This is a genomic window from Arthrobacter gandavensis, from assembly GCF_039528575.1.
Classification (GTDB): domain Bacteria; phylum Actinomycetota; class Actinomycetes; order Actinomycetales; family Micrococcaceae; genus Arthrobacter_B; species Arthrobacter_B citreus_B.
The window spans coordinates 480,727-501,128 of record NZ_BAAALV010000001.1; the positions used below are offsets into that span (position 1 = coordinate 480,727).

The following is a 20,402-nucleotide window of genomic DNA, read 5'->3' on the forward strand; positions in this document are numbered from 1 at the left end:
GAAGGCCGTGGAGTGCGCCGGCGCCCGGGGTTCCTCACTCATCGCGGTCCGGCTGCGTGAGGCGCAGTTCCTCCACATCAAGCCGGGTTTCGAGCAGGCGGAGCACACGGTCATCAATGGTGCGTTCGTCGCGCAGCGCCAGGATCACCGTGCGTTTGCGGTCCAGGAGCGCCAGCCGCAGCTCGGTCTCCTGCTGCCAGCGCTCCAGCGCCGGTGCCGGCTCGCCCGCTGACTGGACTTCACCGTCGGCCCGCAGCACCTCCAGGTGATGCCGGTACTCATGGACCAGCCGTTCCACCACCCGGCCGTCCGTTCCAAGCCGCGCTGCGAGTTCCGGCAGGGAAGACAGTCCGTCCTCGGCGGAGCGTATCTCCGCCAGGCGGCGCTCGTCCTCCAACCGGTTGTCCTCCGGCAGCTTCGCCCAGCGGACGATTACCGGAAGCAGCGGCCCCTGGACGGTCAGCGTCACCAGTATCACCCCCGCCGTGACGAAGATGATCTGCCCCCGGTCCGGGAAGGGCGTGCCGGCCGCTGTCAGGGCCGGGACCCCCAGCGCTGCTGCCAGGGACACCGCACCGCGGAAGCCTGCCATGCCGCTGAGGATGCGGGAGCGGTTGCTGACCCGGCGCAGCTTCTGTGACGGCCGCCGGTCGATCAGCCGGATCAGGTAGGTCGTGGAGAACAGGAAGGCGATGCGCACCAGCACCAGGACCACGGACACTGCGGCCACCGCCACCAGCCCGACGGTGATCTGCGGTCCGTCGAGCAACCGCACTGCAACATGCAGTTCAATCCCGATCAGCACGAACAGGGCGGCATTGAGCATATACGTGGAGAAGGACCAGAAAGCCTGCGACTGGCGGCGGGCCAGTGCCGCCGTCACGCGCGGACCGGCCTGGCTCATGATCAGGCCCACGACGACGACGGCCAGCACGCCGGATCCGCCCGTCTCCTCCGCAAGCAGGAACGCGGCGAAAGGGGTAATGAAGGTGGCGACATTGCTCAGCATGGGATCCTGGATCCGCCGGCGCACCCAGATCCCGGCCCGGGCGACCAGCAGGCCGGAGACTATGCCGCCGCCATAGGACAGTGCCAGGATCCCCGAGATTGAAAGTGGCGTATAGCCCCCGTCACCTGCCACGATGCCCACGGCGACGGCGTAGATCACCAGTGCGGTGCCGTCGTTGATCAGGCTTTCAGCTCGCAGGACGGTGACGTTGCGGTGCGGCAGGCTGCGGGCCAGGACTGCCACCGCAGTAGCATCCGTGGGAGCCAGGGCGGCGCCCAGGACCCAGGCCGGCCCCCAGGGCATGCCCAGGGCGTGGGCAGTGAACGCAACGGCTGCAGCGGTGACCAGGACGAGCCCGGTACCGGTCAGGACAATGCCGCGCAGGTTGCTCCGGATTTCCCGCAGGGAGGTATTGAGGCTCTCCCAATACAGCAGGGCCGGCAGGAAGAGCAGCAGCACCACTTCCGACGGCAGCTCCACCTGCCGGAACGCCGGTACGAAACCCAGTGCCACTCCCCCGGCCAGCAGCAGCAGCGGGGCACCAATATGAAGCCGTTCCGCACCCAGCGAGCAGGCCAGGATGGCGACCCCCAGTGCCACTACGAGTTCCAGACCAAGCACGGGCCAACCTTCCCTCGGGCAGCTTCCCGGCCGGGCAGCCTACTTAAGTGTGCCGAGCACGGGCAGCTCCGTCGAGGGTGCGGCCTGCCTGTCCGGGCTCACCCCGCGCGGGCCGCGCCCGGTGAGCGCAGCATCGACCAAACCGGCGGGCCGCCGTCGGGCATCTCGGAGACCGCCCAGACATCGAACCCCAACCGGCGGTAAAAGGCCACGTTGGATTCCGCGGAGGTCTCGAGGGCAATGGTCCGGTCGGGGCTGGCTGCCAGCACGGATTTCATGAGCCGGGTGCCCAGTCCGCTTCCCTGCGCCTGCGGTGCGACGCCGATGGTGGCCAGCGTCCATGATCCTGCCGGCGGCTGCGGAAGGGGATGCGCCAGGTTGCGGACCGATTCGCCGTGCAGGGACGCAAGTTTTTCCTGCAGGTCAGGGGTCAGCGGTGCGGGGTCCAGTGCTGCCAGATTCGGCGGGAGCAGGACGGCGACGGCGGTGCGGTCCTCATTGGCCCACACCTCCCCGTGCGGCAGGGCCAGATGCTCCAGATAGAGCCGCTGGATGGCAGCTGTGCGGGCTTCCCGGCGCTCGCTGTCCACGGTCCAGCGGGTCCAGGCGTAGTCGGCGAAGGCTTCCGCCAGAACCGAGGCCAGGGCCGTTATCTCTGCCGCTGACGCGTGCTCCAGGCGTGTTGTTCCCATCGTTCTTCCTTTTCGTGTCTGTATGTTTCCTGCCTGCTCCAGGGCAAGGCCGGGGATCCTACTGTGCGCGGTTCCAGGCCCGGCGCCACCATGGACGGCGCTGCTCCGGATCCGGTTCAGGTCCGGTGTCCCCGGCCCGCCGTTCCTGCCAGCGCTGCACTTCCAGTTCGGCGTCCCGCAGTTTCGTGATGACGGGCGGGCCTCCCAAAAGCTGCCGGCGGGCTTCGATGATCCTCCGGTTGAAGTCTTCCACGGTTTCCCGTACCTGGGCGGCGGAAGGTTTGGCGTCCAGCACGCTGTCCAGTTCCGCGTCCTCTACCCGCAGCAGCAGGGCGGGCGGTCCGAGGCCGCTGATGTTCTCGCGCTGAATCAGCCCCTTGACCCACCAGTCGGGATCGTCGGCTTCGCCAAGGTTCGGGATGGGCTTGCCGGCGTACTTCAGGTTCTCGAATTCCCCGCGCATCATGGCATCGCGAATCAGGTAGTCGGCTTTGTCCGCCGGATCCACCTGTTCCTTTCGCCGCCGCAGCGCCGCTTCCCCGGGCGTCTCATCCTCTTCGGCAGGAACGCCTGCCGCCCGGATCCTTGCTGCCTGTTCCATCCGGCGCCGGTAGGCGTCAGCCCCGCGGTTACCCATTACTGCGTGTCCTCCCGGCCCATTGGCTAGCGGTCGATCGTTTTCTCCAGTTCTTCAGGGTAGCGGGCGCCTTGGACGGGTATCCGGGCAGCTGCGTCGTCAAGGACTTTCAGGTCCTCTTCGCTGAGGACCACACTGGCGGAGCCCAGATTCTCCTCCAGCCGCTCCAACTGCCGTGTTCCCGGAATCGGCACGATCCACGGCTCCCGGGCGAGCAGCCAGGCCAGGGCAATCTGTGCCGGCGTCGCGTCCTTGGCCCGGCCCGTGGTTTCCAGCAGGTCCACAACCGCCTGGTTCGCTTCACGGGCCTGCCGGGTAAAGCGGGGCAGCTTGCCGCGCATGTCCCCGGAAGCGAAGTGGGTGGAGGGAGAGATCTTCCCGGTAAGGAAACCCCGCCCCAGCGGGCTGAAGGGAACAAACCCGATGCCCAGGGCTGCGCAGGCGGGCAGCACGTGTTCTTCCGGTTCGCGCCACCAGAGGGAGTACTCGCTCTGCACGGCGGTGACGGGCTGGACCGCATGGGCGGCACGGATGGTTCCCGCGGACGCTTCGGACAGGCCGAAGTGCTTCACCTTGCCTTCGGTGATGAGGTCCCTCACCGTGCCGGCAACATCCTCGACGGGCACCTGGGGATCAACCCGGTGCTGGTACAGGAGATCAATGTGTTCGGCCCCCAGCCGCCGGAGCGAACCGTCCACCGCTTCCCGGATGTGCTCCGGCCTGCTGTCCAGGCCAATCTGGCGGCCGTCCCGGTTGATTTTGAAGCCGAACTTGGTGGCCACGACAACCCGGTCCCGGAACGGGGCCACGGCTTCACCCACCAGTTCTTCGTTGGTGTAGGGTCCGTAGACCTCCGCGGTGTCGAAGAGCCGGACCCCGCGGTCGAAGGCCGTGCGGATCAGGTTGATGGCCTCTTCGCGGCTGCCGGACGGTCCGTACCCCTGGCTGAACCCCATGCATCCCAGGCCCAGCTCGGATACTTTCAGGCCTGCCGGACCCAGTTCGCGCGTCTTCATCAGTGTCCTCCCGCCGTGCGGACGCGCCAGCGCACGACGCCGGTCGGCTGGCTGCGGTCCGTCCCATCTGGTTTGCCTACCACCCTGCGCCCGCCCGGCTTCGCCGTCAACAGCGCGTTGGGGGCGCAGTGCCGGACTCAGTCCACCTGGACCACGGTGCCGCCGGTCAACCGGACCAGCTCCGCCAGGGCTGTCCGGAAGACCGTATACGGCGTTCCGGCGGCAACCCACACCTCGGGGTAGCCGCCCAGGTCCCGGTCGATGACGGTTTCCACGGGGGCCGGATGGCCAACCGGAGCAACCCCGCCGATTTCCTGGCCAGTCGCCTCCCGCACCTGGTCCGGCGTCGCCCGCTTGATCCGCTGTTTGCCCAGGCGCCGGGCCAGCGCTGCGGTGTCCACCCGGTGGGCGCCTGACGTGATGACCAGGAGGGGCTCACCGTCGGCCATAAAGACGAGGCTGTTCCCGATCGCGCCAACCTCGCAGCCCAAGGTCTGCGCGGCCTCTGCTGCGGTCCGCGCAGAGCCGTTCGTCACCACTGGCTGCGCTGCCGACCCGCGCTCTGCCAGCGCCTGCTCAACCAGGGCCGCCGCCGCAGCCCACTGAGGATTCTCCATGCCCGCGACACTAGCAAAAGCCAACGCGGCGCCGTCGTACTGTGTCTTCCGTGGACGGTGTCAGCTCCGGGTGATGGTTGCCGGATCAGGACCGGCGCGGACACCGGTGTCCAGGGAGCTGATGTCGGAAAGTTCGGCGGCGCTGAGGGAAAAATCGAAAAGGTCGATGTTCTCCGCGATCCGCTTGGGTGTCACCGACTTGGGAATCACGCAGATGCCCAGCTGAATCTCCCAGCGGAGGATCACCTGGGCCGGGGTCTTATGGTGTGCCGCCGCAATGCGGACGATTACCGGATCGTGCAGCGGATCCTTCGGTGCAGCGCCGGGGCCATGCGGCCAGTACCGGGTCACGCCGCCGATCGGCGACCATGCTTCGGTCAGGATCCCGTTCTCCAGATTGAAGGAGCGCAGCGCCGGTTCACTGAAATACGGATGGACCTCGATCTGGTTTACCGCCGGTACGACGTCGGTGCGTGCCAGCAGGTCACTCAGCTCCTGCGTGCCGAAGTTGCTAACCCCGATGGCCCTTACCCGGCCCTGCTCGTAGAGGGTCTGAAGCGCCTGATAGGAGGCTATGGTCGCTTCGAAGTCCGAAGGCAGAGGCTGGTGGAGCAGGTACAGGTCCAGCACGTCCAGCCCCAGCCGGGCCATGCTGGCGTCGAAGGCACGCAGCGCCGCGTCGTAGCCGTAGTCGTCAACCCACAGCTTGGTGGTGATGAAGAGTTCTGCCCGGTCAACCCCGGACTGGGCCAGGGCGGCGCCAACTTCGGTTTCATTGCGGTAGGCCGCCGCCGTGTCGATCAGCCGGTAGCCGTTGGCCAGTGCCGTCTCCACCGCAACCGTGGTCTCTGCCGGGGCGCTGCGGTACACACCGAAGCCCACCGCATCCAGGACAACGCCGTTATTCAGGGTCAGCTTGGGCATGATGGCGTTCATCGAAAAGCTCCTAGCGTGCAACAGCGTCTAGCTTCCAGAATCCCGCATCCCGCCCTCCCTGCACAGCCTTCAGCGCCGGCGCGGGGACCGGGGGGCTGATGCCGGCTGGCTGTGTGCCGCCCGGTGGCGGCGGACGGCCGCCCGGTTGCCGCAGCGGACGGAACAAAACCGCTGGCGTCCGTTGCGGGTAACATCCACCACCACGTTTCGGCACGGATCGCCCGGGGCAGCACCTGCCTCACAGCGCCTCAGCCTGGTCATGCCGCGCGTGGTCAGGTGCAGGGCCGTCCCCACGCTGAAGACCGCCAGCAGCACCTCAGCCAGCGACTGTCCGCCGTCGCGGTAGTGCAGGTGCCAGCCTTCCCCATCATGATCGGTCAGCCGCGGGTAGGCCGCGGCGTCCTTCATCAGCACGTTCAGCAGCTCTGCGCGCAGGCCCGGAGTCCCGGCGTCCACAACTTCCAGCCAGCGATGGATGACTCCGTGCACCTCGTGGTGGTCTTCCGGCCCTTCCGGGAACGTCATTGTCATGCCGTGCCCGCGGGTTCGGGCGATGATTCCGGCCCGTGTATCCGGCCAGTCGTTAGCCAGCGACGCCGCCAGCAGGACGGCGTACTCGCCGTAAGGGTTGAGATGCATAAGAGCATTACAGCATGCTCAAAGGCATGAACATCGATCTGGACCGGCGGACAGCGCCGAAAACCGCCGCAGCCGCCTGTGAGCACGGGTGGGTGACCTCCTCCAGGCATGCCACCTCCGAGGGCTTAGTCGTCTATGCGCGGTGCGTACGATGCCGCAGCCACCGGGTAGAACTGGCCTCCGCCGAAACGGCGATGCCGCCCCGGGCTTTGAGCCGCCCAGTGCGGGTGCCGTAGTCCAGGGGGCGGAGACCGGCGTCGTATCTCCCCGCTGCGCCAAGCTTGCCAAAGCGGGCGCCCGCCGTTGTTCCGCGCCACCGGCCGGTGAAGACTGGAAGGAACCTACCGAACGGAGCGGATCATGGCAGCGGACGTATTGGTCGTCATTGGAACCGGAGGCATGGGACTGGCTGTGCTTCGGCGGTGCGGGCCGGGACGCAGGATCCTGCTGGCCGATTTCAACGAAGCCCTGCTCCAGGATGCCGTGGACGCCGCGCTCGCTGAAGGGTACGACGTCGAATCCTGCGGTGTGGACGTCTCCTCACGGAATTCGGTGGCCGCGCTCGCGGCCACGGCCCGCGAACTCGGGAGGGTCACGGCAGTGGTGCATACGGCCGGGCTCTCCCCTGCCCAGGCGCCGGCGGAAGCGATCTGGAAGGTGGACCTGTACGGAGTCGCCCTGGTCCTGGAGGAATTCGAGAAGGTCATCGCCAACGGCGGGGCAGGCGTGGTGATCTCCTCCATGTCCGCTTACATGGCCGGAGGACACATCCCCGAAGATGTGCTGGCTGAGCTTGCGGCCAAACCCGCCGACGACCTGCTGGGGCTGCCGTTCGTCGCCGGGGTGGATAATCCCGGATTCGCCTACTCGGCCGCGAAGCGTGCCAACCAGGTGCGCGTCCAGGCCGCGAGCGTGCGCTGGGGCGCCAGGGGCGCCCGGGTCAACAGCATCAGTCCCGGGGTGATCTCGACGCCGATGGGCCAGCAGGAACTGGCGGGCGAGTCGGGAGCGCAGATGCGGGCGATGATCGAGGGCTCGGGAACCGGGCGGGTAGGAACTCCCGGGGACATTGCCAATGCCGCGGCGTTCCTGCTCAGCTCGGACGCGTCCTTTGTTACCGGCGTGGATCTGCTGGTCGACGGCGGCGTAGTGGCGGGGCTCGATTCCGGGCGGTGGGCGGCGTCGGCCGGTTAGTCCCCGCGCGGTGGCCAGGTAGTTCCGGACGCCAGCGGCACAGCTTCCCAGCTCTCGTTACGGATGGTGCCTCGTGAGGTCACAGCAGTGACCAGGCCTAACGGTGAGCGGGAAGCTGTGCGCCGGGAAGCTCAGTAGTTAGGGGCCGGGGGAAGGCCGGCGAACTGTTCCAGGGTCTGCCCGGAGCCGTGGAGCTTGGCCGCAAGCTCCGTGCCGACGAAGCGCAGGTGCCAGGGCTCGTAGGCAAAGCCGGTGACCGTCTCGGCCCCGGCGGGGTAACGGACCACAAAGCCGTACTTGTGGGCGTTGGCTGCAGCCCAGGCCCCGGCCGGCGTCGCTTCGAAACAGGCCTCGAGGGCGCAGGTGCCATCCGCGTTGCCAATGTCCACGGCCAGCCCGGTCTGGTGTTCGCTGTGTCCGGCCCGGGCCGAGATGCCGTCCGCTGTTGGGGCCCCGTAGCTGGCAGAGTACGACTCATGGATGTGCGCCTGGTCCACAGCCGTGCGGTAGCCGCTGACGGCCGTTATCCCAACACCGGCAGCAGCCGCGTCAGCGCTTAGCTGGCCGTAGGCTCCGGCGGCTTCGGGGCGCAAAAGCACGCCCCCGGCGTCGTGCAGTTCCGCCGGCACATAGGCGGGATCTGCCAGCGGCCGGTTCTTGTTGACGACGACGGTAAGGCTGGCGGGCGAGTCAAAGTCCAGCTGCGCTGTTTGTGCGGCAGCCTGCTGCGCCTGTGACTCGAACCAGGAGAGATACCCCAGCAGGCAAAGGCACACACAGCCGATGAGGGCGATGTGTGTCTTGACGAGCTGGCGCGGCATTTGTTCCTCCCCTGCAACTTTCCCACAATCCGGCAGCGCGGAGGAGTACCGACGCGAACATTCACGGTCCCTGGAAATGACGCGTGCACACGCCGCACACCAGGCGGACACGCTCAAAACGCGTTGCTCGCGGGCAGCCCATCGTGCCGGCGGTTGCCCTACCCCGGCGCAGGTTCGGGCTGCCTAGAGCGGTTCGCCCAGGACGTGGTAGGGCACTTTCGTTCCGAGGATGCGTTCCGCTGCCCGGTGCCCCGAGCAGAGGGCAGCGTTCACGGTGGCAGGATCATCCTCCCAGGTTGCTTCCCCGGCCAGATGCAGCACTGCGTCAACGGGCGTTGCGATGCGGCTGTGGTCCTCCCCCGTACAACCCCGCGTCATGTACGCATACGCCCCGCGGGCGAACTCGTCACCCTGCCAGTCCGTGATCCTGGCGTGCACCGGTGCGGGAATCCCGGAACCGTAGATCTCCCGCAGTGATGCCATGACCGATTCCACCACGCGTTCATCGGACCAGCCCCGAATCTCCTGTGCGCACTCCCCTGCCGCGAAGGTCAGCAGCGTCGGCTCGCCGGAGATGCCCGTGAGGTCGTACCAGGAATGCCACCACCGGGCGGCTTTGCCCTGGCGGCGGACGGCGTACACATCCTCATCCCAGAACCTTTCCGGGAAGCGCAGGAAGATCTTCTCGAAGGCGTTCATCCGGAATTTGGAGACCGCGGCGGCAACTCCCTCCGGCAGCGGCGGGTCGAACGTGAGGAGCTGAGACTGAAGGACACCGATCGGAACCGTCACCACCGCGTGCCGGGCACTGAAGCTGCCGCGGCCCGTCTCCACGACGACGCCGGACTCAACCCCTGCGGCTCCGGCCCGGGCTACGCGGGCCGCCGCGTGTTCAAGGCGCACGTCGAGCCCTGCCGCGAGGTTCGCTGCCAGCTGGTCGTACCCGCCGGGGAAGACCACTTCGTCGCCGATGATGACTTCGTCCTCCAGGCCGTGGGCGTCGAGCAGGCGCGAGTCGGCGCCGTACTGTTCCTCGGAGCGGTGATCGAGGTATTCGACGACGCGCGCCGCACGTTCCGGGTCCCAGCCTTCCGCGTCGGCCACCTGGGCGACGGCGGTGCGGGCCGCGTCCGCGTAACTGGCGCCCGGCGGCAGTGCCTCGATAACGGCGCTGAGCTGGACTTCCACCCGGGCGGCGTCGGCGATGAACTGTTCGGCGTCGCTGCCGGAGAGCCGGGCGCCGTCGGGCCCGTAGTAGGCGATGGGCCGGCCGCCGGCCTGGTAACTGCCAACCGTGAACTCGGCGTCGGCCATGCCGAAGGCGCGTGTGAGAGCGTGCAGCGGTCCGCCGTCGATCCCGTGGATCCAGGAGGCTCCCAGGTCCGTAACCCGGCCGTCGAGGCGTTCGGTGTGCAGCCGGCCGCCAATACGGTCCCGTGCCTCAAGCACCACCACCCGCTGACCGTTGGCTGCCAGCGCCCGCGCGGCACTGAGGCCCGACACTCCTGCCCCCACAACAACTGTGTCGAATTCCGCCGTAGGGATATTCACGTTCAACTCGCTTTTCTGATCATGGAATCCTTCTTTCCCTCACATTAGTGCGGCACCCGGCAAGCCTGTTTATTCAGCGTCGTCTGTGTCCGCGCGCTCGGTTAGGGTTTGTCCATGACAGGCATCCTGCCCGCTGAAAACACCTTCGACCATCTGCGCCCTAGCGACGGTGAACACGTCGGGTACATCCACATGACCAGCTCCGGCCAGTTCATCCCGTTCGACCTGCTGCGCCGCCAGCGGGCGGAAGCCATGGAGCTGGAGGCTGCAGAGCAGCTGCTCGATGAGCTGGGACTGCGCATGTTTACCGAGGACTGGTGGCTCGAGGTCGAAGGACAGCGGATGAAGGTCCTCATCCAGGAAGTTCGCCGTGACCGTGTACGCGTGGCACCTGCGGTTGAGGGGGCCATCGCCAAGTCGGCAGACAGTGACCGCCGGGATCGAGCTGATGCTTCCAACGGACCGCCTGCATCAGCGTCCATGACTGTCCCGCCGTGTCTTATCCCTCTTCGGTGAGTTCCATGTAGCGGCCGCCCAGCTGGTAGGCGAGGTCCTTCATTTCCTTCTCGTCTGGAGCCGCGGTTCCGGGCAGAGGCAGCACATGCCAGTTGGCGCCTTCGGCAATGCCCGTTGGCGCATTCTGGCCGTTCGGCAGCATCTCGGAGACGGTGATCCGGTCTTCCTCATTCTCGTAGCGGACAACTTGGAGCGCCTCAGAGCACATCGCGTACTGGGGCTGGTATCCGTCAAAGACGATAGTCACCGGCTCCGCTGTCGTGTCCGGATCGCAGCCGTGAAGTCCGTTGACGGCGGCCAGCAGCTCATCCGCTGAGCTGAAACTGGACAGCTGCATCTCCTGCGCCGGCTCATCGGCTGCTTCGCTTGCACAGCCGGAGAGCAGTACCGCCGCTGCCAGCAGGCTCCCCGCCAGCCAGGGCCTCCGAAAAACTGGACCTCTGTTCATATTCAACGTCTCCCCCCCCATGAGAATTCGATGCCCTTCTTTCCCGAATGTGCATCGCCAACCAGTCGTTGGTTCTCACCTTAGCTGCAGGTCAACGGACGTTTTGTGGGCCTGGCCGCCGGCAGCACCTTTTCCAGCACACCTGACTCCCACCCCGTCCCGGACATGTAAAAGCGGGGCCGCCTCCGCCGAATTCGTGCGACGCTGGATCCATGGACTTACTGGTATCGCCTGCGCTGACGATCCCCGCAGCCGAACTTGAGTGGCGGTTCTCCCGTTCGTCCGGCCCGGGTGGCCAGCACGTCAACACCACGGACAGCCGTGTAGCCCTGACCTGGAACCTTGCCGAATCGGCGGCGCTGTCCGAAGACCAGCGGGCGAGACTCATGCACCGTCTGAAAAACCGGCTGATTGCCGGAGCACTGGTTGTCACGGCTTCCGAACAGCGTTCCCAGCTGCGCAACCGGGAGATAGCCCTGGCCAAGCTCGCCGAGATGGTGGCTGACGGGCTCGCACCCGGCCCTGCAACACGCCGCCGGACCAAACCCACCCGGGGTTCTACCTTCCGCCGCCTGGATGCGAAGAAGCAGCGCTCAGCCACCAAGCAGCAGCGGCGGAAGCCGATGAGGGATTAGGGCGTTCCCAGCCTCCAGCCCCTTTTCCGCAGCCGGTTAAACAGCGACGCCGCAGCGGGCTGTGAAGCCTGCTGCGGCGTTGCTGTAGAAGAACCTGCCCGGGGTGCTAGAAGTCCCAGTCCTCGTCTTCGGTGTTCACGGCTTTGCCGATCACGTAGCTGGAGCCCGAGCCGGAGAAGAAGTCGTGGTTCTCATCCGCGTTCGGGGACAGCGCCGACAGGATTGCCGGGTTCACGTCCGTCAGGGTGGACGGGAACATGGCCTCGTAGCCCAGGTTCATCAGGGCCTTGTTGGCGTTGTAGTGCAGGAACTTCTTGACATCCTCAGCCAGCCCGACGCCGTCGTACAGGTCGTGCGTGTACTGGACCTCGTTCTCATACAGTTCGTAGAGGAGCTCGTAGGTGTAGTCCTTCAGCTCCTGGCGGCGCTCTTCGGAAACAGTCTCCAGGCCGCGCTGGAACTTGTAGCCGATGTAGTAGCCGTGCACAGCCTCATCACGGATGATCAGGCGGATCAGGTCGGCCGTGTTTGTGAGCTTGGCCCGGGAAGACCAGTACATCGGCAGGTAGAAACCGGAGTAGAAGAGGAAGGACTCCAGCAGGGTGGAGGCCACCTTGCGCTTCAGGGGATCATCGCCGCGGTAGTAATCCGTGACGATGTGGGCCTTCTTCTGCAGGTTCTCGTTCTCCGTGGACCAGCGGAACGCCTCGTCAATCTCCTTGGTGGAAGCCAGGGTGGAGAAGATCGAAGAGTAGCTCTTGGCGTGCACGGACTCCATGAACGCAATGTTCGTGTAGACAGCTTCCTCGTGCGGGGTGAGCGCATCGGGGATCAGGGAGACGGCACCAACTGTTGCCTGCACGGTGTCCAGCAGGGTCAGGCCCGTGAACACGCGCATGGTCAGCTGCTGCTCTTCGGGAGTCAGCGTATTCCACGACTGGACGTCGTTGGACAGCGGTACCTTCTCAGGCAGCCAGAAGTTGTTCACCAGGCGGTTCCAGACTTCTACGTCCTTGTCGTCCTGGATGCGGTTCCAGTTGATCGCCTGCACGTGGTCGATCAGCTTAAGCTTCTCGGTCATTGTTTTCCTTGTCTTGAAGAAGTTGAAGATGGACGGCGGCTACAGCATGCAGCTGACGCAGCCCTCAACTTCGGTGCCTTCCAGGGCGAGCTGGCGCAGGCGGATGTAGTAGATGGTCTTGATTCCCTTGCGCCATGCGTAGATCTGCGCCTTGTTGATGTCACGCGTGGTGGCGGTGTCCTTGAAGAACAGCGTCAGGGACAGGCCCTGGTCCACGTGCTGCGTGGCAGCGGCGTAGGTGTCGATGATCTTCTCGTAGCCGATTTCGTACGCATCCTGGTAGTACTCCAGGTTGTCGTTGGTCAGGTACGGAGCCGGGTAGTAGACGCGCCCCAGCTTGCCTTCCTTGCGGATCTCAATCTTGGAGGCCACCGGGTGAATGGAGGAGGTGGAGTTGTTGATGTAGGAGATCGAGCCGGTCGGCGGCACGGCTTGCAGGTTCTGGTTGTAGATACCGTGCTCCATGACGGAGGCACGCAGCGCAGCCCAGTCGGCCTGGGTGGGGATATGCACGTTCTCGAACAGTTCCCGCACACGCTCGGTCTGCGGAACCCATTCCCCGTTCACGTACTTCTCGAAGAACTCGCCCGAGGCGTACTTGGACTTCTCGAAGCCGGCGAACGTACGGCCGGTTTCAATGGCCAGCAGGTTCGAGGCACGCACGGCGTGGTAAACGACCGTGTAGAAGTAGATGTTCGTGAAGTCGATGCCTTCAACGGATCCGTAGTGGACCCGCTCACGGGCCAGGTATCCGTGCAGGTTCATCTGGCCCAGGCCAATGGCGTGCGACTGGTCGTTGCCCTTGGCGATGGACGGAACCGACCCGATGTGGCTCATGTCCGACACAGCGGTCAGGGCGCGGATAGCGGTTTCGATGGTGCGGCCGAAGTCCGGGGAATCCATGGTCTTTGCGATGTTCAGCGAACCCAGGTTGCAGGAGATGTCCTTGCCGGTCTGGTCGTAGGAAAGGTCATCGTTGTACGTGGTGGGCTGGGAAACCTGGAGAATCTCCGAGCACAGGTTGGACATGATGATCTTGCCGTCGATCGGGTTTTCCCGGTTCACCGTGTCTTCGAACATGATGTACGGGTAGCCGGATTCGAACTGGATCTCGGCGAGGGTCTGGAAGAACTCGCGTGCCTTGATCTTGGTCTTCTTGATCCGGGAATCGTCGACCATTTCGTAGTACTTCTCGGTGACCGAGACGTCGGAGAACGGCATGCCGTAGACCTTTTCGACGTCGTACGGGGAGAACAGGTACATGTCCTCGTCCCGCTTGGCCAGCTCGAACGTGATGTCCGGGATGACGACGCCGAGGGAAAGGGTCTTGATGCGGATCTTTTCGTCCGCGTTCTCGCGCTTGGTGTCCAGGAACCGGTTGATGTCCGGGTGGTGGGCGTGCAGGTACACGGCACCTGCACCCTGGCGGGCGCCGAGCTGGTTGGCGTAGGAGAAGGAATCTTCAAGAAGCTTCATCACGGGGATGACGCCGGAGGACTGGTTCTCGATCTGCTTGATCGGGGCTCCGACCTCGCGGATGTTGGTCAGCGCGAAGGCAACGCCGCCGCCGCGCTTGGAGAGCTGCAGTGCGGAGTTGATGGAACGGCCGATCGACTCCATGTTGTCTTCGATGCGCAGCAGGAAGCAGGAAACCAGCTCACCGCGCTGCTTCTTTCCGGCGTTCAGGAACGTCGGGGTGGCGGGCTGGAAACGGCCCTCGATGATTTCGTCCACCATCTGCTCTGCCAGCTGCTCGTTGCCGCGGGCCAGGTGCAGGGCAACCATGCACACACGGTCCTCGTAGCGCTCCAGGTAACGCTTGCCGTCGAAGGTCTTCAGCGTGTAGGAGGTGTAGAACTTGAAAGCACCGAGGAAGGTCTCGAAGCGGAACTTCTTCTTGTAGGCCCGGTTGTAGAGCTCACGGATGAAGTTCATCGTGTACTGGTCGAGCGTCTCGCGCTCGTAGTAGTCGTTCTTGACCAGGTAGTCCAGCTTCTCTTCCAGGTCGTGGAAGAACACGGTGTTGTTGTTGACGTGCTGAAGGAAGTACTGGCGTGCAGCCGCACGGTCGGCGTCGAACTGGATTTCACCGTTCTTGCCGTAGAGGTTCAGCATGGCGTTGAGCTCGTGATAGCCCAGGCCCTTATAGGCTTCCGGCAGCTCCTTGGAGTCCGTCATGCCGGCTTCTGCGACTGATGTGTCCAAAACTCTTCCAATCCTTGGTTTACCTTGGCAGCGTCCTCCGACGTGCCCATGAGTTCAAATCGATACAAAACGGGGACCTGGCACTTGGCGGAAATGATGTCCGCGGCCAGGCAGTAATTCTCGCCGAAGTTCGTGTTGCCCGCGCCGATGACGCCCCGGATAAGTGCCCGGTTAGCCTCGACGTTCAGAAATTTGATGACCTGCTTTGGAACCGCGCCCTTGGCTGCGGCTCCCGGCTGTGCTGCCGTTCCGCCGTAGGTGGGAAGCAGCAGGACGTACGGCCGGCGTGCCAGCAGAGTTGGGGCCGATGTCAGCAGCGGAATCCGTGCGGACGGCCGGTCGAGTTTGGCCGCAAACCGTCCGGTGTAGCCCGACGCCGAGGTGAAGAACACCAGGTCCGCGTCGGTGACAGGATTCGGTTCGGGGGATCCCGCGCCACCGGCCGAATGGCCCGGGACGTGCAGTGCGCCGGAGCCTGCGGCGGCTCCGGCTCCCGGAATCACGGTTCCCAATGTCATTGCATCCTGCTTCTTTGACAACGGTCTGGCTGTTTATTGCCCTGCTGTGTGCTGCGGTCCGGCTGGCGCCCCGTGCCTTCCTGGCAGGGCCCGGCGGCCGGCGTGCCAGGCCAGGTTAGGCGACGGAGGTGACGCTGGCCTGAGCCAGTTCCTCGATCTTGTCCGGGCGGAAGCCGGACCAGGAGTCCTGCTCGGTGATGACGACGGGAGCCTGCATGTAGCCCAGTGCCCGTACGCGCTCAAGGGCCTCCGGGTCCTGGGACATGTCCACGCTCTGGTACGCGATGCCCTTCTTGTCGAGGGCGCGGTAGGTGGCGTTGCACTGTACGCACGAAGGCTTGGTGTAAACCGTAACGGTCATGGTGGTCTCCCCTAGGTAATGCTGAAGTCTGTCCATTGATACTACATCCAGCCACTACATCTAGTGCGACAGCCGATGCCCTACCCCTAGATGATGTATTACAAGTATGTCATTCGACACGTCCGCCGTCCACAGTTTCTGCACAGGCAAGCCCGTTGATTTACGTGGGTTTCCGCAGGGATTCCTGTACTTCTCCACAGCCTGTGGAGATTGGGTGCACAGGCTGTGGGGCCAGATGAATGATCGCGTGTCGCCGCTGCTGGGCGTGTCGCGCGTAGTAGCTGCTACCACTAGATATTGTGGTCGACGTCGATCCGACGCACCACAGAGGGGAAAACGACGGCCGTGGTCAACCCGATCCACCTCAAGACGCTGCTTGAAGTCATGCGCTGCGGGTCATTCGCTGCCGCCGCGGTGCACCTCGGCTACACCGCCTCAGCGGTTTCGCAGCAGATGTCGGCACTCGAACGGGAAACCGGAACCACTCTCTTCGAGCGGTCGGCACGCGCGGCAGTGCCTACGGAAGCCGCCGTCGTTATGTCCCGCCACGCCTCGAAGGTGCTCACGGACATGGACGCGCTGCTGGCAGCCGCCGCCCGTGCCGAAGCCGGCACCGGACACGAACTGCGCCTGGGCATCTTTCCCAGCCTGGCCACGTTCGCCCTCCCGCGGCTGGTTGGTTCCCCGGACTGGAAGGACCTGGGGATCGACCTGAAGATCTTCGTGGCCGAACCCGGGCAGACCATCCAGGGGCTCCGCGGCGGCGGAGAACTGGATGTGGCCCTGGTGTTCCAGGTAGGACAGGGCGGCCTGGCATGGCCGGCAACGGTGAGCCGGCAGTGGCTCGGGGATGACAACTTCCGTGTAGTGCTGCCCGAGGCGTGGGGAATCCGCCCGGGTGCCAAGGTCACCGCTGAACAGCTCTCGGACATGCCGTGGATCATGCACCACCCCGGCACCCCGGACGCGCTCGTCATCGAAAGGCTGTTCGCCAGCTGCAGCCTCCACCCGAGGGTCTCCGCCTACTGCGACGATTTCAACGCGAGCCTTGAGATGGCTGCGGCAGGCATCGGGGCTGCGCTGGTTCCCGAACTTGCCATGCTGAACCACAGCCGCGGCCTCGTTGTCCTTGACGTCCCGGAGATCCGGCTGGCCCGCAGCATCTTTGCCCTGGTCATCAACGACAGGCAGGGTCCGCGCACCCGGGTCTTCCTGGACCGGCTGGCCGATGTGCTTGAGGGCATCAGCATCTCTCCCTCCCCCGGCCCGCCGCTCACGTCACGAAACTAGGGCCATCGGTGCCCCGATAGTGGGCCAGGCCGCATAAATCGACGCTCCCGCGGGCCAGCAGGCATACTTGCGGCATGGCTCTCCGAGGCAAGTCCCTGCCCAAACCGTCGTTGGCGACTGTGTCCAACCGGCTGACCGGGATGCTGCGCTACACCCGGTTCCAGCTGGCGGTGAAGGCCGCAGTAGCCGTGGGAATCGCCTGGAGCATTGCCCCGCTGGTACCCGGCGTTGCCTCGCAGTATCCCTACTACGCGCCGCTGGGGGCACTGGTCAGCATGTACCCCACAGTGGCCGGATCAGCCCGCGCCGGCGTCCAGACCCTGATCGGCCTGGTCATTGGAATCGGGCTGGCCCTGATTGCACTGCTCTTTGGCGGGCCCACCGTCTGGACCATCGCACTGATCGTTGGTCTGGGCGTGCTGCTGGCCGGTATCCCCCGGCTGGGCGCCGGACGGGACTACCTGCCCATGGCCGCGCTCTTTGTCCTGGTGCTGGGCGGGGACGATGCCGACGGCTACTCCTACGGCTATGCGGTGCAAATGTGCGTCGGTGTGCTGGTCGGCCTGACCGTGAACGCCGTCCTGTATCCCCCGCTGCACCTCAACGGCGCCGTGGACGGCCTGGCGTCGCTGCGCCTGACCCTGGCCCGCCAGCTGCGGGAAATGGGGATGGCGGTAGGCGAGTCGTGGCCGCCGGAACACGAGGACTGGTCCAACCGGCGCACGGAACTGATCACGTTCAGCCGCGAAGTCCGCGAAGCTGTGCAGCTGGCGGACTCCAGCCGGTATGGCAACCTGCGCCGCAGACGCCATCAGCACGACGTCAATGCCGATTTCCGAGCCCTTCGAGCCATGGAACGCGTCACGCTCTACGTGGAGGACATGACGGAGGTGCTGGCCACTGCAATCTGGACCTCGCCGGAGGAGACTCCGGTTCCGGGAACGGTGGCCGATGCCCTGGAACGTGCCATGCTCGCCTCCGCCGAAGCGGTGGAAACATGGGATGCGGACACCGAGGAATACACCGAGGCCGTCAACGCGGTCCAGGAGCTTGTCACCACCATGAACGGCAAGGCTTCACCGGACTCTCCCATGGACGCCACCGCGTCACTGGCGATGAGCCTCCGGCGGATCATGCGCACGATCCGCACGGAGGAAGACCAGCCCTAACCGGCGTCGGGCAGCAGTCCTTTCTCCATCAGCTGCCGCGACATGCCCGCGCCGTCCGGAGCGTAGATCCACGGAATATCCCGCGGCGGGGCCCCGGGGCCGGATGACCGTCCGCCGGCCAAAACGGCCTCGCTCGGGGAGAGTTCCCGAATAGCCACGGCCCGGACGTTCCCGGGATGGGTACGGCTGAACTCCGCGTAGATCGATTCATCGTGCTGGCCGTTGTCGCCAATGAGGAGCCAGCTGATCTCAGGGAATTCCTTGGCCAGGCGCTCAAGCTGGGTGCGCTTGTGCTCCGGCCCGCTGCGGAACCAGCGGTCACGGGTAGGACCCCAGTCGGTGAGCAGCAGCGGACCGGCCGGGTACAGGTTGCGGGTGATGAAGCGCGTCAGGGTCGAAGCCACATTCCAGGCACCAGTGGAGAGATAGAAGACCGGGCCGCCCCCGTTCTCCCTCATGAGCCGGTCCATCAGCACTGCCATGCCCGGCGTGGGAGTCCGGGCGTGCTCATCGAGCACAAACGTGTTCCACGCCGCCAGCAGGGGGCGCGGCAGGGCCGTAACCATGATCGTGTCGTCAATATCGGAAATGACGCCGGTTTTGGCCGCCGGATCCACTATGTACACCGGGGACGAGACGGGCGCGGCGTCGGGCTCTGCCTCCGGACGGAGCGTGACGCTCTGCCAGCCCGGAGCAAGGGACGCCGGGAGCACGACGTCGATGACTCCCCCGCGGTCGGCGGTCACCAGGTGTTTTTCCTCGCCCACCTCGATACAGACCACGGCGTCGTTGACCGGCGGACTGATGAAATTGCGCCAGCCGCGCACGCCGTCCCGCAGTGCCTGTGCCGAGCCGGTGCGAGCCGACAGCTTGCCGGGCTTGGCCAGGACCACCCGCCCCAGCACCCGTACCCAGGAAGTCGACCCGTAACCCGTAAAGGAAAGGACGGTCTGAACTCCCCCGCGTTTGCGGGCGGCGTTCATCCGGGTGGAGTGGATCCGGTCCTCGAGCCTTGCACCAATGTGCATTGCCTGGTCCTTGGTCCGTTTCACGGCGGGCAGTCCGGGGACAGATGTTGAAGGCATGCCCCCAGTCTCGCAGACGCACAGGGCACTTTATATCCGCCTTCAGCTGCGGATAGCGCAAAGGACGGCCCCCGGTTGGGGAGCCGTCCTTATGTCTGTTGCGTGGTTACCGGTACCGGTTGACTACCGGTACTGGGACCGCACCGGGCAGTCGAAGGGATCGCGCGCAGAGAGGCCAACGCGGTTCAGGTACTTGACCACGATTCCGTAGGACTCGACCAGGGTCGCCTCCGTGTACGGGATCTTGTGCTTGGCGCAGTGCTCCTTGACGATTTCGGAGGCACGGGCCAGGTGCGGGCGGGGCATGCTCGGAAAGAGGTGGTGCTCCACCTGGTAGTTCAGTCCGCCCATGAACGTGTTCATGCCGCGGCCGGTGACGTTGCGCGAGGTAAGGACCTGGCGGCTGAGGAAGTCGACCTTGGAGTCACGCGGGATCAGCGGCATGCCCTTGTGGTTCGGTGCGAAGGACGCACCCATGTACACACCGAAGACGCCTAGCTGGACACCGAGGAAGGCAAACGCCATGCCAACCGGAAGGAAGAAGAACACCGCAGCCACGTAGAGACCCAGCCGCAGGAAGACCATCGTGATCTCCGTGTAGCGTCCCTTGACCTTGTTCTTCGAGAACAAGTGCTTGATGGAGGTGGCGTGCAGGTTGATGCCTTCAAGCAGCAGCAGCGGGAAGAACAGCCAGCCCTGGCGGCGCGTCAGCCACGCCATGATGCCCTTGCGGGTCTCGGCCTGCTCCACCTGGAAAGAGATCGTGTCCATCTCGATGTCCGGATCTTTGCCCACGGTGTTCGGGTTGGCATGGTGCCGGCTGTGCTTGTTCATCCACCACTGGTAGCTGATGCCTACGACGGCGTTGGCGAGGAATCGTCCGGCGCGGTCGTTCGCGGGTCCGGACTCGAATACCTGGCGGTGGGAAGCTTCATGGGAAATAAAGGCAAGCTGCGTGAACAGGATGCCCAGTGCTGCTGCAATCAGCAGCTGGAACCAGCTCTCCCCAATCAGGAAGAAGCCGGTGCCGGCAGCGATGAGGCCGGCACAGAGGAACACGAAGGTGGTGATGTAAAAGGCGCGGCGGCGCTTGAGCAGCCCTTCGTCGCGGATGATCTTCAGCAGGGCTGAATAGCTGCTGGTGACAGCGTTCTCGCGGTTCCTGGTGGTACGTGGTTGTGCAGCAATGCTCATAAGCGCCTTCTGGAGGTCTCTTCGACTTCCCAGCCGCGAAGTAGAGCAATTGCTCTGTAGATGTGGCAAGCGTAACCCAAATTACTGGTAACACGCTGTGACGGGTTCGTAACATCGGGTTCTTTCTCCCACCGGGCGTAACCGCACGGCACCGTTGACCCCAAGCG

General features: G+C 65.1%; 21 protein-coding genes. 5 read left to right on the plus strand and 16 right to left on the minus strand.

Annotation, left to right across the window (positions count from 1 at the left end; all coding sequences use genetic code 11):
* Positions 1 to 34: 34 nt before the first annotated feature.
* The 7 genes from ABFX29_RS02255 to ABFX29_RS02285 all read right to left on the minus strand — a co-directional run bounded on the left by ABFX29_RS02255 (position 35) and on the right by ABFX29_RS02285 (position 6,167).
* Entirely contained in the window at positions 35 to 1,630 is a 1,596-nt protein-coding gene (locus ABFX29_RS02255; RefSeq protein ID WP_152227615.1) for a Na+/H+ antiporter, read from the minus strand.
* Between the two features lie 98 nt (positions 1,631 to 1,728).
* Positions 1,729 to 2,322, minus strand: a complete 594-nt coding sequence (locus tag ABFX29_RS02260; protein WP_152227613.1) for a GNAT family N-acetyltransferase — start codon at positions 2,320 to 2,322, stop codon at positions 1,729 to 1,731.
* A 58-nt stretch (positions 2,323 to 2,380) separates the two neighbouring features.
* A complete protein-coding gene (locus ABFX29_RS02265) occupies positions 2,381 to 2,959 on the minus strand; it encodes a DnaJ family domain-containing protein (RefSeq protein ID WP_152227612.1) in 579 nt (192 codons plus the stop codon).
* Between the two features lie 26 nt (positions 2,960 to 2,985).
* Entirely contained in the window at positions 2,986 to 3,975 is a 990-nt protein-coding gene (locus ABFX29_RS02270; RefSeq protein WP_152227611.1) for an aldo/keto reductase, read from the minus strand.
* A gap of 137 nt (positions 3,976 to 4,112) precedes the next feature.
* A complete protein-coding gene (locus ABFX29_RS02275) occupies positions 4,113 to 4,592 on the minus strand; it encodes a YbaK/EbsC family protein (RefSeq protein WP_152227610.1) in 480 nt (159 codons plus the stop codon).
* A 60-nt stretch (positions 4,593 to 4,652) separates the two neighbouring features.
* Positions 4,653 to 5,528, minus strand: coding sequence for an aldo/keto reductase (locus ABFX29_RS02280; protein ID WP_152227609.1), 876 nt, complete (start codon positions 5,526 to 5,528; stop codon positions 4,653 to 4,655).
* A 69-nt stretch (positions 5,529 to 5,597) separates the two neighbouring features.
* On the minus strand, positions 5,598 to 6,167 hold the full coding sequence (locus ABFX29_RS02285) for a CGNR zinc finger domain-containing protein (RefSeq protein ID WP_152227608.1): 570 nt from the start codon (positions 6,165 to 6,167) through the stop codon (positions 5,598 to 5,600).
* Between the two features lie 360 nt (positions 6,168 to 6,527).
* Between ABFX29_RS02285 and ABFX29_RS02290 the strand changes: the two genes are divergently transcribed.
* Entirely contained in the window at positions 6,528 to 7,361 is an 834-nt protein-coding gene (locus ABFX29_RS02290; RefSeq protein WP_152227607.1) for an SDR family oxidoreductase, read from the plus strand.
* 131 nt (positions 7,362 to 7,492) lie between these two features.
* Here ABFX29_RS02290 and ABFX29_RS02295 read toward each other — a convergent pair whose 3' ends face one another.
* Together ABFX29_RS02295 and ABFX29_RS02300 are read right to left on the minus strand one after the other, a co-directional pair.
* Positions 7,493 to 8,182: a M15 family metallopeptidase gene (locus tag ABFX29_RS02295; protein ID WP_152227606.1), complete on the minus strand. Its 690-nt coding sequence runs from the start codon at positions 8,180 to 8,182 to the stop codon at positions 7,493 to 7,495.
* 183 nt (positions 8,183 to 8,365) lie between these two features.
* Complete coding sequence (locus tag ABFX29_RS02300; protein ID WP_246167428.1) at positions 8,366 to 9,733, minus strand: flavin monoamine oxidase family protein; 1,368 nt, start codon at positions 9,731 to 9,733, stop codon at positions 8,366 to 8,368.
* Between the two features lie 114 nt (positions 9,734 to 9,847).
* Here ABFX29_RS02300 and ABFX29_RS02305 point away from each other — a divergent pair, with 114 nt between their 5' ends.
* Positions 9,848 to 10,249, plus strand: coding sequence for a serine/threonine protein phosphatase (locus tag ABFX29_RS02305; RefSeq protein ID WP_211372374.1), 402 nt, complete (start codon positions 9,848 to 9,850; stop codon positions 10,247 to 10,249).
* Here the strand turns inward: ABFX29_RS02305 and ABFX29_RS02310 are convergent.
* Complete coding sequence (locus ABFX29_RS02310) at positions 10,233 to 10,697, minus strand: hypothetical protein (RefSeq protein WP_152227605.1); 465 nt, start codon at positions 10,695 to 10,697, stop codon at positions 10,233 to 10,235. The two genes, ABFX29_RS02305 and ABFX29_RS02310, sit on opposite strands and share 17 nt — an antisense overlap.
* Before the next feature lie 212 nt (positions 10,698 to 10,909).
* On the opposite strand from ABFX29_RS02310, the gene arfB reads away from it, so the two are divergent.
* The gene (gene arfB, locus ABFX29_RS02315; RefSeq protein ID WP_152227604.1) at positions 10,910 to 11,332 is read left to right on the plus strand and encodes an alternative ribosome rescue aminoacyl-tRNA hydrolase ArfB; all 423 of its coding nucleotides are present in this window, start codon (positions 10,910 to 10,912) and stop codon (positions 11,330 to 11,332) included.
* A 106-nt stretch (positions 11,333 to 11,438) separates the two neighbouring features.
* On the opposite strand, the gene nrdF is transcribed toward arfB, so the two are convergent.
* From nrdF to nrdH, 4 genes are all read right to left on the minus strand, one after another.
* Positions 11,439 to 12,413, minus strand: a complete 975-nt coding sequence (gene nrdF / locus ABFX29_RS02320) for a class 1b ribonucleoside-diphosphate reductase subunit beta (protein WP_152227603.1) — start codon at positions 12,411 to 12,413, stop codon at positions 11,439 to 11,441.
* Positions 12,414 to 12,452: 39 nt separating this feature from the next.
* The gene (gene nrdE, locus ABFX29_RS02325; RefSeq protein WP_211372373.1) at positions 12,453 to 14,591 is read right to left on the minus strand and encodes a class 1b ribonucleoside-diphosphate reductase subunit alpha; all 2,139 of its coding nucleotides are present in this window, start codon (positions 14,589 to 14,591) and stop codon (positions 12,453 to 12,455) included.
* The gene (gene nrdI / locus ABFX29_RS02330; RefSeq protein WP_152227601.1) at positions 14,588 to 15,136 is read right to left on the minus strand and encodes a class Ib ribonucleoside-diphosphate reductase assembly flavoprotein NrdI; all 549 of its coding nucleotides are present in this window, start codon (positions 15,134 to 15,136) and stop codon (positions 14,588 to 14,590) included. Before nrdI ends, nrdE begins: the two co-directional genes overlap by 4 nt.
* Positions 15,137 to 15,251: 115 nt before the next feature.
* The gene (gene nrdH, locus ABFX29_RS02335; protein WP_055240898.1) at positions 15,252 to 15,497 is read right to left on the minus strand and encodes a glutaredoxin-like protein NrdH; all 246 of its coding nucleotides are present in this window, start codon (positions 15,495 to 15,497) and stop codon (positions 15,252 to 15,254) included.
* A gap of 345 nt (positions 15,498 to 15,842) precedes the next feature.
* Here nrdH and ABFX29_RS02340 point away from each other — a divergent pair, with 345 nt between their 5' ends.
* Complete coding sequence (locus ABFX29_RS02340) at positions 15,843 to 16,787, plus strand: LysR family transcriptional regulator (protein ID WP_152227599.1); 945 nt, start codon at positions 15,843 to 15,845, stop codon at positions 16,785 to 16,787.
* Between the two features lie 74 nt (positions 16,788 to 16,861).
* Entirely contained in the window at positions 16,862 to 17,956 is a 1,095-nt protein-coding gene (locus ABFX29_RS02345) for an FUSC family protein (protein ID WP_246167426.1), read from the plus strand.
* On the opposite strand, the gene ABFX29_RS02350 is transcribed toward ABFX29_RS02345, so the two are convergent.
* Both ABFX29_RS02350 and ABFX29_RS02355 read right to left on the minus strand, forming a co-directional pair.
* Positions 17,953 to 19,041, minus strand: coding sequence for an App1 family protein phosphatidate phosphatase (locus tag ABFX29_RS02350; RefSeq protein ID WP_246167423.1), 1,089 nt, complete (start codon positions 19,039 to 19,041; stop codon positions 17,953 to 17,955). The genes ABFX29_RS02345 and ABFX29_RS02350 overlap by 4 nt on opposite strands.
* A 123-nt stretch (positions 19,042 to 19,164) precedes the next feature.
* Positions 19,165 to 20,235 (minus strand): fatty acid desaturase family protein, encoded by a 1,071-nt coding sequence (locus ABFX29_RS02355; RefSeq protein WP_152227597.1) that lies wholly within the window; start codon positions 20,233 to 20,235, stop codon positions 19,165 to 19,167.
* Positions 20,236 to 20,402: the final 167 nt, after the last annotated feature.

Bases quoted from the DNA above. Each gene is read 5' to 3' on its own strand.
- ABFX29_RS02260 (WP_152227613.1), bottom strand. From the start codon at position 2,322: ATGGGAACAACACGCCTGGAGCACGCGTCAGCGGCAGAGATAACGGCC.
- ABFX29_RS02265 (WP_152227612.1), bottom strand. From the start codon at position 2,959: ATGGGTAACCGCGGGGCTGACGCCTACCGGCGCCGGATGGAACAGGCA.
- ABFX29_RS02270 (WP_152227611.1), bottom strand. From the start codon at position 3,975: ATGAAGACGCGCGAACTGGGTCCGGCAGGCCTGAAAGTATCCGAGCTG.
- ABFX29_RS02275 (WP_152227610.1), bottom strand. From the start codon at position 4,592: ATGGAGAATCCTCAGTGGGCTGCGGCGGCGGCCCTGGTTGAGCAGGCG.
- ABFX29_RS02280 (WP_152227609.1), bottom strand. From the start codon at position 5,528: ATGAACGCCATCATGCCCAAGCTGACCCTGAATAACGGCGTTGTCCTG.
- ABFX29_RS02285 (WP_152227608.1), bottom strand. From the start codon at position 6,167: ATGCATCTCAACCCTTACGGCGAGTACGCCGTCCTGCTGGCGGCGTCG.
- ABFX29_RS02290 (WP_152227607.1), top strand. From the start codon at position 6,528: ATGGCAGCGGACGTATTGGTCGTCATTGGAACCGGAGGCATGGGACTG.
- ABFX29_RS02295 (WP_152227606.1), bottom strand. From the start codon at position 8,182: ATGCCGCGCCAGCTCGTCAAGACACACATCGCCCTCATCGGCTGTGTG.
- ABFX29_RS02305 (WP_211372374.1), top strand. From the start codon at position 9,848: ATGACAGGCATCCTGCCCGCTGAAAACACCTTCGACCATCTGCGCCCT.
- ABFX29_RS02310 (WP_152227605.1), bottom strand. From the start codon at position 10,697: ATGAACAGAGGTCCAGTTTTTCGGAGGCCCTGGCTGGCGGGGAGCCTG.
- arfB (WP_152227604.1), top strand. From the start codon at position 10,910: ATGGACTTACTGGTATCGCCTGCGCTGACGATCCCCGCAGCCGAACTT.
- nrdF (WP_152227603.1), bottom strand. From the start codon at position 12,413: ATGACCGAGAAGCTTAAGCTGATCGACCACGTGCAGGCGATCAACTGG.
- nrdE (WP_211372373.1), bottom strand. From the start codon at position 14,591: ATGACGGACTCCAAGGAGCTGCCGGAAGCCTATAAGGGCCTGGGCTAT.
- nrdI (WP_152227601.1), bottom strand. From the start codon at position 15,136: ATGACATTGGGAACCGTGATTCCGGGAGCCGGAGCCGCCGCAGGCTCC.
- nrdH (WP_055240898.1), bottom strand. From the start codon at position 15,497: ATGACCGTTACGGTTTACACCAAGCCTTCGTGCGTACAGTGCAACGCC.
- ABFX29_RS02345 (WP_246167426.1), top strand. From the start codon at position 16,862: ATGGCTCTCCGAGGCAAGTCCCTGCCCAAACCGTCGTTGGCGACTGTG.
- ABFX29_RS02350 (WP_246167423.1), bottom strand. From the start codon at position 19,041: ATGCCTTCAACATCTGTCCCCGGACTGCCCGCCGTGAAACGGACCAAG.
- ABFX29_RS02355 (WP_152227597.1), bottom strand. From the start codon at position 20,235: ATGAGCATTGCTGCACAACCACGTACCACCAGGAACCGCGAGAACGCT.